The following is a 15,989-nucleotide window of genomic DNA, read 5'->3' on the forward strand; positions in this document are numbered from 1 at the left end:
GGGCAACAGCGGTTGCTCTTCCCCGTCATAGTGCGTTTTACAGCTGTTCTGCCGTCTTTTCAACCAGCGCCAGCAGGGTTTTAATATCCTGCAAGGTGACCGTTGGGTTCAGTAACGTCATCTTCAGGCAGGTTACCCCGTCCGATTCCGTCACACCCACGTTGGCACGGCCCGAATCCAGCAAGGCATCACCAATTTTCTGGTTGATCAGTGCAATCGCCGCGTCATCGGCAGTCGCCAGCGACGCCGGACGATAGCGGAACAATACGCTCGCCAGCTGTGGCTGCATCACCAGCTCCAGTGATGGCTGCTCAGTGACATACTGCGCCACGTCTTGTGCCAGCGTCACACCGTGATCGATGATTTCAGCGTACTGCTGCTGACCTAATGCTTCCAGCCCCATCCACAGTTTTAACGCATCAAAACGGCGCGTGGTCTGCAAGGATTTGGACACCAGATTCGGCACGCCCTGCGCTTCGTCGAACTCTGAGTTCAGGTAAGCCGCCTGGTAACGCATCAGCTCATAGTGACGGGCTTCTTTCAACAGGAACGCCCCGCAGCTGATGGTCTGGAAGAACTGCTTGTGGAAGTCCAGGGTAATGGAATCCACCAACTCAATGCCGTCCAGGTAGTCGCGGTATTTCTCAGACAGCAACAGCGCGCCGCCCCATGCCGCATCCACGTGCACCCAGATTTTATGCTGTGCCGCCAGTTCAGCAATCGCCCGCAGCGGGTCGATAGCGCCCGCATCGGTAGTGCCTGCTGTCGCCACAATCGCCAGAATCTGTTCGCCATTAGCCTGCGCCTGCGCGACTTTCTCAGCTAAGTCGTTGATGTCCATCCGCGCAAAGCGGTCGGTTTTCACCAGCGTCACGGAGCGGTAACCCAGCCCCATCAGCGCCATATTTTTCTGCACGGAGAAGTGGGCGTTCTCAGAACACAGCACTTTGATCTTGCTCAGGTCGCCTGGCAGGCCATCCTGCTGAACAGAGTGGCCCCTGGCGGCAAAGAAAGCATCACGTGCCAGCATCAGGCCCATCAGATTGCTCTGGGTGCCGCCACTGGTGAAGACGCCCGCATCCCCCGCCTGATAGCCTACCTGAGTACGCAGCCATTCAATCAGCTTCATCTCAATGATGGTGGCTGACGGGCTTTGATCCCAGGAGTCCATGCTCTGGTTGGTGGCGTTGATCAGGACTTCAGCCGCCTGGCTCACCACCAGGCTTGGGCAATGAAGGTGAGCGACGCACTGTGGGTGATGCACCGACAGGCTGTCTTTTAAGAAGAACTCAACCGCACGCTCAATGGCGGCCTGGTTGCCCAGACCCTGAGAAGTAAAGTCCAGTTGGATACGTTCACGCAGCTCAGCAACACTTTTACCCTGATACATCTCAGGCTGCTGCAGCCACTGCACGACGGCTTCACTGGTCTGTTTGATCGCTTGCTGGTACGCATCGGTGCTTTGCACCGAGTCGGCCAGAATCGGGTTTAACCGGGACATCAACTTACTCCAGTTAAGACTGTTTAACGCCAGCAGACAGCAGGGCGTGTTCAAATTTATCCAGGAAAATACCCAGCTCTTCCTGGGTGATCAACAGGGATGGCAGCAGACGCAGCACACAACCGTTACGCCCACCACGTTCCAGGATCAGACCGTTTTCGAAGCATTTTTTCTGGATCAGCGCAGACAGATCGCCATCAGCCGGGTAGCAACCCATATGATCTGGCGCTTCCTGCGGCTTCACGAATTCGATACCGATCATCAGGCCCAGGCCACGAATATGGCCGATGGCCGGATAACGTGTTTGCAGCTCAGCCAGTTTGCCTTTCAGCCACTCGCCCTGCTGCGCCACTTTATCGGCAACATTGTTGTTTTTCAGGATCTTCAGCGTGGTCAGGCCGGTTGCCATCGCCAGCTGGTTGCCACGGAAGGTGCCGGTGTGGTGGCCAGGAGACCAGGCATCGAATTTCTTCTTAATGCCCAACACCGCCAGTGGCAGACCGCCGCCGACCGCTTTAGACATCACGATGATGTCCGGCTGAATGCCCGCGTGTTCAAAGGCGAAGAATTTACCAGTACGGGCAAAGCCAGCCTGAACTTCATCAATGATCAGCAGAATGCCGTGCTCTTCGGTCACTTTACGGATGCGTTGCAGCCACTCAACCGGCGCCGGGTTCACCCCGCCTTCGCCCTGCACCGCTTCCAGGATCACGGCTGCAGGTTTGCGCACACCGCTCTCAACGTCGTTGATCAGGTTTTCGAAGTAGTAAGTTAATGCTTTTACGCCAGCATCACCGCCAATGCCCAGCGGGCAACGGTACAGATGTGGGTAAGGCATAAACTGCACTTCTGGCATCATACCATCGACGGCTTCTTTCGGTGACAGGTTACCCGTCACAGACAGTGCGCCGTGGGTCATACCGTGATAGCCACCGGAGAAGCTGATCACACCGGCACGGCCGGTGACTTTTTTCGCCAGCTTCAGCGCAGCTTCTACCGCATCCGCACCGGAAGGACCGGTGAACTGCAGGCAGTACTCTTTACCTTGCTCTGGCAGTAATGACAGCAGGTATTCTGAGAACTGATCTTTCAACGGCGTGGTCAGGTCTAGAGTATGTAACGGCAAGCCGCTGGTAATGACATTCTGGATGCTCTGTAAAACGTCCGGATGGTTATGTCCAAGGGCCAGCGTTCCCGCGCCGGCAAGGCAGTCAAGATATTGATTATTCTCAACATCTGTAATCCAAACACCCTGAGCTTTCGCAATTGCAAACGGCAATTTGCGCGGATAGCTCCTTACATTAGATTCAAACTCGGCCTGTCTGGCCAAATAGGTCTCATTGTTTCCATCAAAAGATTTGGCATCTAAAGCATCAATACGGACTTTATCCGTCATCATATCTCTCCTACAACCGGGGGTGTCAGTCACGCCGCAGTTGAATTAATTGAATTAAAGTGAATGGGTACCCTGCATAAAACGCGGCCAATATATGGCTTTTTAACTCTCTTCTCAATAATTTATTTTATTTAGATTTTCTTACTATTTATCAATGTGTTGTTGTTTTTTGGCCCGTAAACCTTTGATATAGTGCCCCCTGCCGGATCTGACGGCTATCCCGCCTGGCGCATCCGCATCATTTCTTCCCCTGGCGTAACGCCAAAATAGCGCTTAAATTCGCGTGAAAACTGCGACGGACTCTCATATCCCACCTTAATGGCGGCCACGCTGGCCTTCATACCTTCCTGCAACATCATCATGCGCGCCTGGTGCAGGCGATAGCTTTTCAGATACTGCAACGGCGAGGTGCTGGTGACCGCTTTGAAGTTATGATGAAACGCAGACACACTCATATTGGCTTCGGCGGCCAACAGGTCCACGCTCAGGCTGTCGGTAAAATGGTGCTCAATACGCCGTAAGGCACGGGCAATCTGGCTGAACTGCGTCTGCCGACTGACCAGCGCCAGCAGCGCGCCGCCGCACGGCCCTTGCAGGACGTGATAGAGAATTTCCCGCACTATCTGCGGCCCCAACACGCGGGCATCGCGCGGGTGGCTCATCACATCCAGCAGGCGCTCGGTGGCACACAGCATCTCTTCCGTCAGCAGCGCGGAGTGGATTCCGCGCGTTTGCGGTTCCGGATGGAAGCCATCGTCTTCACCGATATCAATCAGCAGATCCTGTAGCTTCAGCGCATCTACGCGCAGTGACAATCCCGCCAGCGGCAGCTCCGGCGTCGCAAAGGTTTCGCATTCAAACGGCAGCGGGACGGTCAGCATCAGATATTTGGTGGCGTCATACTGGAACTCGCTGTTACCGAGGTAACCCGTTTTCTGCCCCTGAAACAGGATCACAATGGCGGGCTGGTACATCACCGGCTGACGTGCCCAGTAGCGATCGGCGTACATTAGCGTGATGCCCGGCACCGGAGCCAGTCGTTCTTTATCGCCCGTCACCAGGCCGATGACCTGTTGCGCCAGTCGGGCGCAGATTGCCTGTCGATCCATTATTGCTCCCCATTTACCGAAAGAAACCCGGCGCTATCATCGCCCGCACATTGCCATTTCTCCAGCCTTTTGGAGAATCAGGCAAGAAACAGGCAGGAATGTGCATTGAGCCAACAGCACCTTGTGGTGACAATTGAAGCGACTCTTCAGACAATGCCCCACTCACCAGGACTGTCATCGATGAATAATTTTTTACTGCATACTCCCACCCGTATTCTGTTTGGTCAGGGGCAGATCGCCCATTTAGCCGCTGAAATTCCTGCTAACAGCAAAGTGCTGATCACCTTCGGCGGCGGCAGCGTGAAGAAAAATGGCGTGATGGACCAGGTGTACAGTGCGCTTGAAGGCTTTGACGTACAGGAATTTGGCGGTATTGAACCGAACCCCAGCTTCGAAACGCTGATGCAGGCCGTTGACGTGGTTAAACGTGAAAACATCACCTTCCTGCTGGCGGTGGGCGGCGGTTCGGTGCTGGACGGCACTAAATTTATCGCCGCTGCTGCTTTCTACCCGCAAGATCCGTGGCACATCCTGCAAACCGGCGGCGCGGAGATCCATAAAGCGCTGCCGATTGGCTCGGTGCTCACACTGCCTGCAACCGGATCGGAATCGAACCGCAGCGCAGTGATCACCCGCCGTTCCACCCACGACAAACAGGCATTTCGCAATAATCATGTGTTCCCGCGCTTCGCCGTACTCGACCCGGTGTATACCTACAGCCTGCCACCGCGCCAGATTGCCAACGGCGTGGTCGATGCCTTTGTGCATACCATCGAGCAGTACCTGACTTATCCGGTCGATGCCCGGGTGCAGGATCGTTTTGCCGAAGGCCTGCTGCTGACGCTGATGGAAGAAGGCCCGAAAGCCCTGGCCGAGCCGGAAAATTACGCGGTGCGCGCCAATGTGATGTGGAGCGCCACCATGGCCCTGAATGGCCTGATTGGTGCCGGGGTGCCGCAGGACTGGGCGACCCATATGCTCGGCCACGAACTGACCGCGCTGCACGGGCTGGATCATGCACAGACACTGGCCATTGTGCTGCCTTCGTTGATGAACATTAAGCGTGATACCAAGCGTGAGAAACTGTTGCAGTTCGCCGCCCGCATCTGGGGCCTGCACGATGGCAGTGATGATCAACGTATCGATGGCGCGATTGCCGCCACCCGCAGCTTCTTCGAGCAGATGGGTGTACCGACGCGCTTTAGCGACTACCAGCTCGACGGTTCTTCCATTCCGCAACTGCTCAAGAAACTGGAAGAAAAAGGCCTGACCGCGCTGGGTGAACGCCAGGACATCACGCTGGACGTCAGCCGTCAGATTTATCTGGATGCCCGTTAATCCCCTCCCGTTGTCTGTGTATCAACTAGACTTAGAGCCATCAACCGGTGCCCGCGCACCGGTTCACTCGCTGATAAGGAGATAACATGGCAGATCAACCAATCATTAAACTGCACGATGGCAATATGATGCCGCAGCTCGGACTGGGTGTCTGGCAGGCCAGCATTGATGAGGCTCGGGCCGCCGCCGTTAAGGCGTTATCCGTGGGTTATCGTTCCATTGATACCGCTGCAATTTATAAAAATGAGGAAGGCATTGGCCAGGCATTACAGGAAACCGATGTCGCCCGCGATGATATCTTCGTGACCACCAAACTGTGGAATGACGATCAGCTCAACGCCCCACAGGCGCTGGAAACCAGCCTGAAAAAATTGCAGCTGGAGAGCGTCGATCTCTATCTGATGCACTGGCCTTGCCCGGGGAAGAACAACTTTGTTGCGGCCTGGCAGGCGATGATTGAGCTGCAAAAGCAGGGGCTGACCAAAAGTATTGGCGTGTGTAATTTCAACGAGCCACACCTGAAGCGCCTGCTGGATGAGACAGGGGTCAGCCCGGTGATTAACCAGGTTGAACTGCACCCGATGCTGCAACAGCGCACCCTGCATGCGTGGAATGCGCTGCATCAGATTCAGACCGAATCCTGGAGCCCGCTGGCACAGGGCGGTAAAGGCGTATTCGATCAGGATGTGATTAAACAGCTGGCGAAAAAGTACGACAAAACCCCGGCGCAGATTGTCATCCGCTGGCATCTGGACAGTGGGCTGGTGGTGATCCCGAAATCGGTCACGCCGTCGCGTATTGAGGAGAATTTCAAGGTGTTCGATTTCCGCCTGCAAAAAACGGAGATCAGTGAGATTGCCGCGCTGGATCAGGGTAATCGACTGGGGCCGGACCCGGATGAATTGAATTAGTATTCCGTCATTTCGTATTATCTGTCACGGGCGAGGCATGCCTCGCCCCTACAAAAGCGCGAAACGTTAAAAACTACCTTGCCCGACCTGAACGGCGGGATTCACCGCCAGCTGCCCCGCCGTGCCACGATCCGCCATCTCCAGCGTCTGGCTGTAATAGGTAAACGGGAAATGCTCTGATGATGCCTGAGTAAAGGAGACAAACAGCTCGACGTCGCCATCCACCCACAGTGTATCTTTCCAGCCGCGATCTTCTGCCATCGGCTGTGCGCCATTCACGCTCTTGATCAGGAACATCACGCCCTGAATATGGAACGACTGCGGCATATCAGCATGAATAACCCAGCGCTCAAAACTGCCCTGCTGTGCCTGCACGTCAATGCGCGTCATATCCCACAGCGCGCCGTTAATGCCGGGCATTGAATCCCCCAAACGGAACTCGCGCGTGCGGCTGACAGCACCCTCGATCATCTGATCGGCCAGCAGACGCATCGGTAAGTTATCCGTCACTAACGGCAGCAGCCCGGTCGGGCGCAGGGTCAGGATCAGCGTTGAGGTCAGAATCGAAGAGGGTTCAAAGAAACCGCGCAGACGGTCGACAATCCCGGCGGCTTCCCCGGCGGTAATCGAGACTTCATCGCCCTGGGACATATCAACAAGGATTTCACGTCGTTCGCCAGGCGCCAGCGACAGCTGTTCAACCGCTACGGGTGCGGGCAGGAAGCCCTGATCGCTGGCAATCACATTAAACGGGCGGCTGTCACTCATGCGCAGCTGATAGCGGCGAGCGTTAGAAGCATTCAGCAGACGCAAACGCACCCAGCCTCGGGAGACTTCGAGAAACGGATTCTGTACGCCATTCACCAACAGCGTATCGCCAATAAACCCGCCATTACCCGGTGGGTCATACTCCGGTGCACCAAAATTATCCAGCCGCTTGTCCTGAATAATCAGTGGAAAATCGTCCACGCCGTAGTGATTGGGGATAGGTAAGGACTTACTCACTTCATCCTCGACCAGCCACATCCCGGCCAGGCCGTTGTAGACGTGCGGAGCCATGCGATTAGGCGTGTTGGCATGATACCAGCAGGTGGAGGCCGCCTGACGGATCGGCACCACCGGCGCCCAGTCAACACCCGGCGACATCATACGCGCCGCGCCGCCCATCAGCACACCCGGCACCTGCAGGCCGCTCACCGTCATCGACACCGGTTCATTCAGACGGTTGCTGTAGATCAGCTTAACGTCATCCCCGTTCCAGACGCGTACCGTTGGGCCAAGATAGAGACCATTCATTCCCCATACCGGCACTTTATTGCTGCCGTTAAAGGCCCAATGGCTGCGTTGCAACGTCAGGAACAGCGGCTGCCCGCGACGTGACTCGATCAGTGGCGGGACCGGTAACGGATTGCCCTGCCCGGCACCCGCAGCACGGGCACGTAAGGGAAGAGTAGAAGCACAGAGGGCAATGCCTGAGGCTTGAATAAACTGACGACGACTGAAGGACATACCCACTCCGTAAGTCAAAACGGCCGCCGCAGCGACGCTATTCCATTTTTTATCATTATGCGCGGGCTGTGTTTCCGCGTGATGTGCTGTCGTAAAGAGAGGACAGCGTGGCCGGATCACCGGCCACTCCGTTAATTTATAGCTTACCTGACGCTTCGCGTGCAGCGACTTCGGCATTTAACTCATCCAGCTTCGCCGACATCAGTTCACGACAGTGTGTCGCCAGCTTGCGCACGGACTGCTCGGCAAAGGCCTGGGTATCAACCGGCGGCAGCATTTCAACAATCGCCAGCCCGTTCTTCAACCGGTTCAGTTCGATTTTTCCGTGAATATTCGACACCACGATCGGAATAATGGGCACACCAGCCGCAACCGCCGCATGGAAGGCACCCGTCTTGAATGGCAGCAGGCCACGACCGCGGCTGCGTGTCCCTTCCGGGAACATCAGGAAGGAGATCCTTTTACGTTTAAACTGATCCACCAGTTCACCAATAGTACCGTGTGCTTTGGCGCGGTTATCACGGTCAATCAGCAGGTTACCTGTCAGCCAGTAGAGCAGACCAAAGAAAGGCACCCACAGCAGGCTGCGCTTACCGACAGTGACCGTTGTTGGCTGCACCATGCTGGCCGCCGTGATCATGTCGTAATTGTTCTGATGGTTACAGATATAAATCGCGTTCGGGTAGTTTTCAGCGCCCTCTGGCTTGCGCAGCTCCACCTTCAGACCGAATATCGGTGCCAGACGACCAAACAGATGACCAAAGGTAGCAACATGGCGCGGATCGCGCGGCCTGAACAGACAACAGTAGATACAGCCAAACACACACAACAGGATCGAATACATCACCACGATGATGATACGTAGAAGAGAAAGCATCACTACCTCGTTTTTACTTACAGGTCACACACCGGACAGGTCCATGCGCACTCATGCTTATTATATTTTTTGGGAAATAATCGCCGAGCTGGCCCGTCAATGACGATCGGGCCAGACGAGCGAATTACTCCTCGCTGTCATCCGTTGGGGCTGCACGCACCGGGCCGTCAACGTCGACCCGATCAATGCGCTGCAAGCCACGCGGCAACAGCGTGCCACGACGCCCACGCTCGGCACGGAACTTTTGCAGATCGGCCGCTTTCAGCGTCAGCTTACGTTTACCCACATGCAGCGTAATATCACTTTGTGGTGTCAGCAACAGCAACCAGGCCAGTTTATCCTCACCGGAGGCTGCCTGAGCCGACGGGATGGAGACAATTTTATTCCCCTTCCCTTTCGACAGCTGCGGCAGGTCACCCACCGGGAACATCAACATACGTCCGGCAGCAGTAATGGCCAGCAGCAGATCGTCATTGCTGTGGATCGCCATTGGCGTCATCACTTTGGCATTTGACGGCAGGGTCAGCAGCGCTTTACCGGCACGGTTACGTGACACCAGGTCGCTAAAGGTACAGACGAAACCATAGCCCGCATCGGACGCCATCAGCAGTTTCTGATCGTCCTCCTCCATCAGCACCTGTTCAATAACGGCGCCCGGTGGCGGTGTCAGTTTACCCGTCAGCGGCTCACCCTGACCACGCGCCGATGGCAGTGTGATCGGATCGAGCGCATAGCTGCGCCCGGTGGAGTCGATAAAGGCCACCGGCTGGTTACTCTTGCCACGAGCGGCAGCACGGAAGCTGTCACCCGCTTTGTAGCTGAGGCCCGTTGGGTCAATATCATGGCCTTTGGCGCTGCGCACCCAGCCGCTTTGTGACAGGACGATCGTCACGGGTTCGGACGGCACCAGCTCACTTTCGCTGATGGCTTTTGCTTCTTCGCGCTCACGCAGCGGTGAACGACGATCATCGCCATACGCATCGCTGTCTGCCTGCAACTCTTTCTTCAGCAGGGTATTCATTTTGCGTTCAGAGGCCAGAAGCCCTTGCAGATAGGCCTGCTCTTTTTCCAGCTCATCCCGCTCCCCGCGAATTTTCATCTCTTCCAGTTTGGCGAGATGGCGGAGTTTCAGCTCGAGGATGGATTCAGCCTGGATTTCAGTGATGTCGAAACGCGACATTAATACCGGCTTCGGTTCATCTTCCGTACGAATGATATGGATGACGTCGTCGATATTGAGGAACGCCACCAGCAAACCAGCAAGGATATGCAGACGTTTCTGCACTTTTTCCAGACGGAAGTTCAGACGGCGGCGCACCGTATCACGACGGAACACCAGCCATTCATTGAGAATTTCCAGCAGGTTTTTCACCGCCGGACGGTTATCCAGGCCGATCATGTTCAGGTTAATGCGGTAGCTGCGTTCAAGATCGGTGGTCGCAAACAGGTGGTTCATCACCTGTTCCATATCCACACGGTTGGAACGCGGCACAATCACCAGACGCGTCGGGTTTTCGTGGTTCGATTCATCGCGCAGATCTTCGACCATCGGCAGCTTTTTGTTACGCATCTGCGCAGCAATCTGCTCAAGCACGCGCGCGCCGGATACCTGATGCGGCAGCGCCGTAATCACCACGTCACCGTCTTCTTTCTTCCATACCGCACGCATACGCACCGAGCCACGACCGCTCTGGTAGATTTTACGTATTTCGTTGCGCGGGGTAATGATCTCCGCTTCCGTCGGATAATCCGGCCCCTGAACGATATCGAGCAGGTCATCCAGCGTGGTTTTCGGGCTGTCGATCAGTGTAATGGCAGCTTTGGCGACTTCACGCAGGTTATGCGGTGGAATGTCGGTTGCCATGCCCACGGCAATCCCGGTGGTGCCATTGAGCAAAATGTTCGGCAGGCGCGCCGGCAGCATCGACGGTTCCTGCATGGTGCCGTCAAAGTTGGGTACGTAGTCAACGGTGCCCTGCCCGAGCTCGCCCAGCAGCACTTCGGCATACTTTGACAAACGTGACTCGGTGTAACGCATCGCGGCGAAAGATTTGGGATCGTCCGGTGCCCCCCAGTTCCCCTGGCCATCAACCAGCGGGTAACGGTAGGAGAACGGCTGCGCCATCAACACCATCGCTTCATAGCAGGCGCTGTCACCGTGCGGATGGTATTTACCCAGCACATCACCGACGGTACGAGCAGATTTTTTGAACTTAGCGTTGTTGCTCAATCCCAGTTCTGACATCGCATACACAATGCGGCGCTGAACGGGCTTGAGGCCATCGCCAATATAAGGAAGCGCACGATCCATGATGACGTACATGGAGTAGTTAAGGTACGCATTCTCAGTAAAGGTATGCAGGGCAAGGCGCTCTGCACCATCCTGCGTCAGATCAGTCATTATTCTCTTTTCCTCACATCGCGGCGCGTTAAGGGCCTGCCAACTCCGCACCACACAGCGGTAAGTTTGGCGAGGATAGTACCTTATCTGATAAGGGTCTGTCACAGGGATCAATGGTTCAGCACGAGTGACAGCAACAAATTGTCCTGCACTAAGGGAGAAATGAATATTCCCCAGCCCGGAGAAATAAAACTAATAATATGAGAACAAGATCACACTTATTCACCCATTCATTAATGTGATCCCTCTCCCAAATAATAATCCCGCATTCTGCTGTTTTAATTTTGTCCCGCACAGGGACACGCTTTAGTATTGCCCACATCCCCGACAGCAACTAGATTTAATCTCACTCAGTCAGCACAAGATAAATCCGACCCGAAAGGGTGAATAATTAAAACATAATACCCAAAGTCATTGACGTAACAGCACGACAGCAAACACCGCTGGCATGTCAAATATCAAGGGTATTCAAGGGTGATCTGATGCAACTACTAACCTCTCGACAACACAAATTGCTGAAGTATCTTCTGCAACATCAGGAGTATGTTCCGGTTAAAAATATGGCCAGCCTGCTGGCCGTGTCAGAAAAAACGGTACATCGCGATATCCAGTTTATCGAAACACTGTTAACCGAGTGGAATATCACTACAGATAAAAAGGTTGGCATTGGTATTATGCTGATTGCCGATGACAGCCAGCGTTTAATGCTGCTGGAGCAACTGATAACACCAGAAGAAGGCGGCGCTGAGGCGCTGGCCAATAATTCACGCCGGGTAAAAATTGCGTCTCAACTTCTGAGCGATACCCCGCGGGAAACCTCCATCAGCAAGCTGTCTGAACGCTACTTCATCAGTAGCGCCTCTATCGTCAATGACCTGAAGATCATTGAAAGCTGGATTGCCCCACTCGGCCTGGCACTGGTCCGCAGTCAGAGCGGTACGCATATTGAAGGCAGCGAAAATCATATTCGCCAGGCGATGGCCTCACTGATTAATGATGTGATGAATTTCCAGGACCCGGGGACGGTCAATCATTCACGTCTGGACCCCGGCAGTTATAAAGCCCTGACGCACTATTTTGGTGAAGAGGATGTGCTGTTTGTTCAGCAAATCCTGGAGCAGATGGAACGCCAGTTAACCTATCCCCTGGGTGAACCTTATTATATTAATCTTTTCACCCATATTTTAATTATGATGCACCGCATGGCGCTGGGTAACCCGCTTATTCTGAGCGAAGAAAACATCAGCCAAAAACCGGACGAAATTATTTTCGCTATCGCACAGGAAATGATTAATCAGGTTGAAATCAGAATTAATAATCAACTACCTTGTGATGAAGTCTGGTTTGTTTATCAATATATCATTTCCTCTGGCATTGTGGTCGAGGAAAATGAGGATAACCCTCCGTTGTATTGTCAGTTATCCAATAGTGAGTCGCGCCATTTAACGCTGGATTTAATCGCCACCTTTTCTGCCGTGATTAATATTGACCTGAGCAGCGACCGTCTGCTGCATGAAGGGTTGCTGGTGCATATTAAGCCGTTACTTAACCGACTTAAATATCAAATACGCATCCGCAATCCGTTACTGGAAGATATAAAAAAAGAGCTGGCCGATATTTATCAGTTGACCGGACATGCAGTGTCGCAACTGTGCCAGCGCTTTAAATTACCGGAGATTGCCGATGATGAAGTGGGTTATCTGACCGTGCATTTTCAGGCGGCACTGGAGCGCCAGATTGCTCACAAACGCATCCTGATTGTCTGTTCAAGCGGTGTGGGCACGTCGCACCTGCTGAAGAGCCGCATTCTGCGCGCCTTCCCTGACTGGGTCATCGCTGGCGTCGTCTCGGCCAGCACCATGAACCAGTGTTGCCAGCAGCAGGATATTGAACTGGTGATCTCCACGATTCATCTGGCCGACCAGCCGCTTCCGGTGGTCTACGTGTCGGCCTTTTTTAACGACGACGATATTAAACGCGTCACCGAGAAGGTCATCGCCAGCAAATTGATGCAGGCATCCGATCGTATCAAGGCACCCGAACACGCCTTTTCAACTTGCTCTTAAGAGGTCTGCAAATGGATATCAATAAAATTCTCAGCGCCCGGCGCGTCAAATTAAACATGAACGCCAGCACGAAAGATGAAGCGATACGCGAACTGACCGATTTGCTGTATGAGGACGGTGCCCTGACCTCGAAAGAGGACTTTATTCACGACGTCTGGTTACGTGAAGCCGAAGGCTCGACCGGATTCGAGAATCATATTGCTATTCCACACGGCAAGTCGCTGGCAGTAAAACAGACCACGCTGGCGATTGGCCGGACCCGCGCCGATATTCCGTGGGAAACGCTCGATGGCAGTGAAGTGCGCTGCATTATTTTATTTGCGGTCCGTATGGAAGATCAAAACACCACACATATTCGTCTGTTGTCTCAGGTGGCCTGTGCCCTGGCGGATGATGATGTGATTGCCCAACTGTTACAAGAGCAGGATGCAGACAGCATTATCCAACTGTTCAGCCAGTACGCGGAAACAGACCTCTGTTAACACTGAAGACGAGGCTTACCATGAAAATTGTTTGTGTGGCCGCCTGCACGGCAGGCATCGCGCATACCTACATCGCGCGCGAAAAACTGATTAAGGGCGCGAAAGCGCTCAACTTCGACATCCTGGTGGAAACCCAGGGCACCATCGGCACCGAGAATGCCCTGAATGCGGCAGACATTGCCGCGGCTGACGTAGTGATCCTGGCCGTCGATATCAAAATCAACGGCGAGGAGCGTTTTAAAGGTAAACCGGTGGTGCGGGTGAAAACCGATGTCGTGATCAAATCCCCGGTGAAGTTCCTGGAAAAAGTGGCCGATTCGTTAGCACGTGCCTGAGCACTCTCACGGGGAAATCACGATGAACACTCAATCAAACAAACTGGGGCAAGAGATTAAGGGGCATCTGCTGACCGGTATCTCATGGATGATCCCGTTGATCGTCGCCGCCGGGATCTGCATTGCGCTAGGCCAGGTGATCGGCGGCCCGGACGTCGGTAAACAGACCGGCAGCGTGGCCTGGATGCTGAATCAGATCGGCGGCTGGGGAATGGGGCTGATCGTGCCGCTGATTTCTGCGGCGATCGCCTGGTCAATTGCCGATCGCCCCGGCTTTGCACCCGGTCTGATCGTGGGTTTTATCTGCGGCCAGATCGGCACCGGGTTTATCGGCGGCATTCTCGGCGGCTTCCTGGTGGGCTACACCGTGCTGCTGCTGAAACGCAGCATCAGGCTGCCCACGTCTATGCAGGGGCTGATGCCGGTGATGATCCTGCCGGTGCTCAGTACCGTGATCGCCGGGTTGCTGATGATGACGTTCATCGGCCAGCCGATCATCTGGTTGCAGAAAGCGCTGATCCATCTGCTGGAGTCGATGCAGGGCGGATCGAAGTTCCTGATGGGAGCGATCCTCGGTGCCATGGCCACCTTTGACTTCGGCGGGCCGGTGAATAAAACCATGTCCCTGTTTGCTGACGGCATGCTGGTTGATGGCATCTATGGCCCGGAAGCGGTGAAGTTTGTCGGCTCAATGATCCCGCCGTTTGGTATCACCCTCTCCTTCCTGCTGACGCGCAATAAATACACCCGCGCAGAAAAAGAGGCCCTGAAAGCCGCCTTCCCGATGGGCATCTGCATGATCACCGAAGGGGTGATCCCCATTGCCGCCCGTGACCTGTTCCGTGTGGTTGGCAGCTGTGTGGTGGCCTCCGCCATCGCAGGCGGGCTGATTATGGTCTGGGGCGTAGAGGCGCCTGTACCGCACGGCGGGATGTTTGTGGTGCCGCTGTTTACCAAACCCGTGATGTTCTGCCTGGCCCTGGGGATCGGCACGGTGATCTGCGGCGTGATGCTGTCAGTCATTAAGAAACGCGTGACCGAAGCGGATGAAGAGTTTAACGATGTCGACGATGGCAGCATGCGCGACGAAGACATTAAATTCACCCTGGAATAAGGAGTTGTTATGTACGCCTCAATGAAAGCCGTGATTGCCGATGCCTTTCAGCGACAGTACGCGGTCTTAGCCATTAACTGCTTCAATCTGGAGAGCGCCCGTGCGGCCATCAGCGCCGCCAGCGCACAGCGCGCCCCGATTATCCTGAATATCTATCAGGGGCACTGCGAACACTTCCCACCAGCAGTCGCGCTGCCGCTGGTCAGGGCGCTGGCAGAGCAGGCCAGCGTGCCGGTGGCCCTCAGTCTTGACCACGGCCGTGACTTTACGCTGATTGGTCAGTGCTTCCGCGCCGGGTTTACCGGGCTGATGATTGACGCCTCCGCTTTTCCGCTGGAGGAGAACATCCGCCAGACTCAGCAGGTGGTACAGATGGCCCACACTGCAGGGGTTTGCGTGGAGGGCGAGCTGGGCCATATTGCTGATGCGCCGGTCTATGACCTGCAGGATGCCAGCGTGAAGATGACCCAGGTGGCCGATGTGATGCCGTTTATCGCACAGACCGATATTGACCTGCTGGCGGTATCCGTCGGTACGGCACACGGCATCTATCCGCCGGGTGTGACACCCGCGATTGATTTCACCCGGCTGGAGGAGCTGCATCGCGCTTCACCGTTACCGCTGGCCCTGCATGGCGGCAGCGGCACCAAAGCGGAAGATATTCGCCGCGTCAGCCAGCATGGTGTGGCAAAGATTAACGTTGGTGCGGCGGTGTTTGAAGCCGGAAAAAGCGCACTGCAACAAGCCTTAAAACAGCACCCTAAGGCGGAGCTGCCCGATCTGATGGCGGTGATGGAATCCGCCTGTCGCGAAGTCGTTACTGAGTATCTCAACTGGTCTGGCGCCGTGGGTAAAGCGTAACGCCCGATCCGATTCCGTTCACCCTGCGTTCCGTCAGTGACCCGTCACTGATGCAGGAAAGTTTTGCCTAAAATCTGACTCTGAGGGAG

General features: G+C 54.9%; 13 protein-coding genes. 7 read left to right on the forward strand and 6 right to left on the reverse strand.

The window, feature by feature from the left end; all coding sequences use genetic code 11:
- Window positions 1-37 precede the first annotated feature (37 nt).
- From HHI26_RS07915 to HHI26_RS07925, 3 genes are all read right to left on the reverse strand, one after another.
- A complete protein-coding gene (locus HHI26_RS07915) occupies window positions 38-1,501 on the reverse strand; it encodes an aspartate aminotransferase family protein (protein ID WP_171148876.1) in 1,464 nt (487 codons plus the stop codon).
- 13 nt (window positions 1,502-1,514) lie between these two features.
- On the reverse strand, window positions 1,515-2,897 hold the full coding sequence (locus HHI26_RS07920) for a diaminobutyrate--2-oxoglutarate transaminase (protein WP_133844234.1): 1,383 nt from the start codon (window positions 2,895-2,897) through the stop codon (window positions 1,515-1,517).
- Window positions 2,898-3,112: 215 nt separating this feature from the next.
- The gene (locus HHI26_RS07925; RefSeq protein WP_167863423.1) at window positions 3,113-4,006 is read right to left on the reverse strand and encodes an AraC family transcriptional regulator; all 894 of its coding nucleotides are present in this window, start codon (window positions 4,004-4,006) and stop codon (window positions 3,113-3,115) included.
- Window positions 4,007-4,186: 180 nt separating this feature from the next.
- Here HHI26_RS07925 and yqhD point away from each other — a divergent pair, with 180 nt between their 5' ends.
- Together yqhD and dkgA are read left to right on the forward strand one after the other, a co-directional pair.
- Complete coding sequence (gene yqhD, locus HHI26_RS07930) at window positions 4,187-5,344, forward strand: alcohol dehydrogenase (RefSeq protein WP_167863422.1); 1,158 nt, start codon at window positions 4,187-4,189, stop codon at window positions 5,342-5,344.
- A gap of 86 nt (window positions 5,345-5,430) precedes the next feature.
- On the forward strand, window positions 5,431-6,255 hold the full coding sequence (gene dkgA, locus HHI26_RS07935; RefSeq protein WP_133843809.1) for a 2,5-didehydrogluconate reductase DkgA: 825 nt from the start codon (window positions 5,431-5,433) through the stop codon (window positions 6,253-6,255).
- A gap of 66 nt (window positions 6,256-6,321) precedes the next feature.
- Here dkgA and ftsP read toward each other — a convergent pair whose 3' ends face one another.
- The 3 genes from ftsP to parC form a co-directional block, all read right to left on the reverse strand.
- The gene (gene ftsP, locus HHI26_RS07940) at window positions 6,322-7,764 is read right to left on the reverse strand and encodes a cell division protein FtsP (RefSeq protein ID WP_133843811.1); all 1,443 of its coding nucleotides are present in this window, start codon (window positions 7,762-7,764) and stop codon (window positions 6,322-6,324) included.
- A 136-nt stretch (window positions 7,765-7,900) separates the two neighbouring features.
- Complete coding sequence (locus HHI26_RS07945) at window positions 7,901-8,641, reverse strand: 1-acylglycerol-3-phosphate O-acyltransferase (protein ID WP_133843813.1); 741 nt, start codon at window positions 8,639-8,641, stop codon at window positions 7,901-7,903.
- Between the two features lie 124 nt (window positions 8,642-8,765).
- Entirely contained in the window at window positions 8,766-11,042 is a 2,277-nt protein-coding gene (gene parC / locus HHI26_RS07950) for a DNA topoisomerase IV subunit A (RefSeq protein WP_171148877.1), read from the reverse strand.
- A 482-nt stretch (window positions 11,043-11,524) separates the two neighbouring features.
- On the opposite strand from parC, the gene HHI26_RS07955 reads away from it, so the two are divergent.
- From HHI26_RS07955 to HHI26_RS07975, 5 genes are read left to right on the forward strand one after another with little or no spacing between them, the layout of a single operon-like run.
- Complete coding sequence (locus HHI26_RS07955) at window positions 11,525-13,108, forward strand: PRD domain-containing protein (RefSeq protein WP_133843817.1); 1,584 nt, start codon at window positions 11,525-11,527, stop codon at window positions 13,106-13,108.
- Window positions 13,109-13,119: 11 nt separating this feature from the next.
- Window positions 13,120-13,590 (forward strand): fructose PTS transporter subunit IIA, encoded by a 471-nt coding sequence (locus HHI26_RS07960; protein ID WP_133843819.1) that lies wholly within the window; start codon window positions 13,120-13,122, stop codon window positions 13,588-13,590.
- A gap of 20 nt (window positions 13,591-13,610) precedes the next feature.
- On the forward strand, window positions 13,611-13,925 hold the full coding sequence (locus HHI26_RS07965; RefSeq protein WP_133843821.1) for a fructose PTS transporter subunit IIB: 315 nt from the start codon (window positions 13,611-13,613) through the stop codon (window positions 13,923-13,925).
- Between the two features lie 22 nt (window positions 13,926-13,947).
- The gene (locus HHI26_RS07970) at window positions 13,948-15,039 is read left to right on the forward strand and encodes a PTS fructose transporter subunit IIC (protein ID WP_133843823.1); all 1,092 of its coding nucleotides are present in this window, start codon (window positions 13,948-13,950) and stop codon (window positions 15,037-15,039) included.
- A 9-nt stretch (window positions 15,040-15,048) separates the two neighbouring features.
- On the forward strand, window positions 15,049-15,900 hold the full coding sequence (locus HHI26_RS07975; protein WP_171148878.1) for a class II fructose-bisphosphate aldolase: 852 nt from the start codon (window positions 15,049-15,051) through the stop codon (window positions 15,898-15,900).
- Window positions 15,901-15,989: the final 89 nt, after the last annotated feature.

The organism is Erwinia sp. JH02, from assembly GCF_013074405.1.
Lineage (GTDB): Bacteria > Pseudomonadota > Gammaproteobacteria > Enterobacterales > Enterobacteriaceae > Erwinia > Erwinia rhapontici.

What these genes read in the sequence shown, in the direction of transcription:
- HHI26_RS07965 (WP_133843821.1), top strand. Translation starts at nt 13,611, where the DNA reads ATGAAAATTGTTTGTGTGGCCGCCTGCACGGCAGGCATCGCGCATACC.
- HHI26_RS07925 (WP_167863423.1), bottom strand. Translation starts at nt 4,006, where the DNA reads ATGGATCGACAGGCAATCTGCGCCCGACTGGCGCAACAGGTCATCGGC.
- HHI26_RS07915 (WP_171148876.1), bottom strand. Translation starts at nt 1,501, where the DNA reads ATGTCCCGGTTAAACCCGATTCTGGCCGACTCGGTGCAAAGCACCGAT.
- dkgA (WP_133843809.1), top strand. Translation starts at nt 5,431, where the DNA reads ATGGCAGATCAACCAATCATTAAACTGCACGATGGCAATATGATGCCG.
- HHI26_RS07975 (WP_171148878.1), top strand. Translation starts at nt 15,049, where the DNA reads ATGTACGCCTCAATGAAAGCCGTGATTGCCGATGCCTTTCAGCGACAG.
- HHI26_RS07960 (WP_133843819.1), top strand. Translation starts at nt 13,120, where the DNA reads ATGGATATCAATAAAATTCTCAGCGCCCGGCGCGTCAAATTAAACATG.
- parC (WP_171148877.1), bottom strand. Translation starts at nt 11,042, where the DNA reads ATGACTGATCTGACGCAGGATGGTGCAGAGCGCCTTGCCCTGCATACC.
- ftsP (WP_133843811.1), bottom strand. Translation starts at nt 7,764, where the DNA reads ATGTCCTTCAGTCGTCGTCAGTTTATTCAAGCCTCAGGCATTGCCCTC.
- HHI26_RS07945 (WP_133843813.1), bottom strand. Translation starts at nt 8,641, where the DNA reads ATGCTTTCTCTTCTACGTATCATCATCGTGGTGATGTATTCGATCCTG.
- yqhD (WP_167863422.1), top strand. Translation starts at nt 4,187, where the DNA reads ATGAATAATTTTTTACTGCATACTCCCACCCGTATTCTGTTTGGTCAG.
- HHI26_RS07955 (WP_133843817.1), top strand. Translation starts at nt 11,525, where the DNA reads ATGCAACTACTAACCTCTCGACAACACAAATTGCTGAAGTATCTTCTG.
- HHI26_RS07970 (WP_133843823.1), top strand. Translation starts at nt 13,948, where the DNA reads ATGAACACTCAATCAAACAAACTGGGGCAAGAGATTAAGGGGCATCTG.
- HHI26_RS07920 (WP_133844234.1), bottom strand. Translation starts at nt 2,897, where the DNA reads ATGACGGATAAAGTCCGTATTGATGCTTTAGATGCCAAATCTTTTGAT.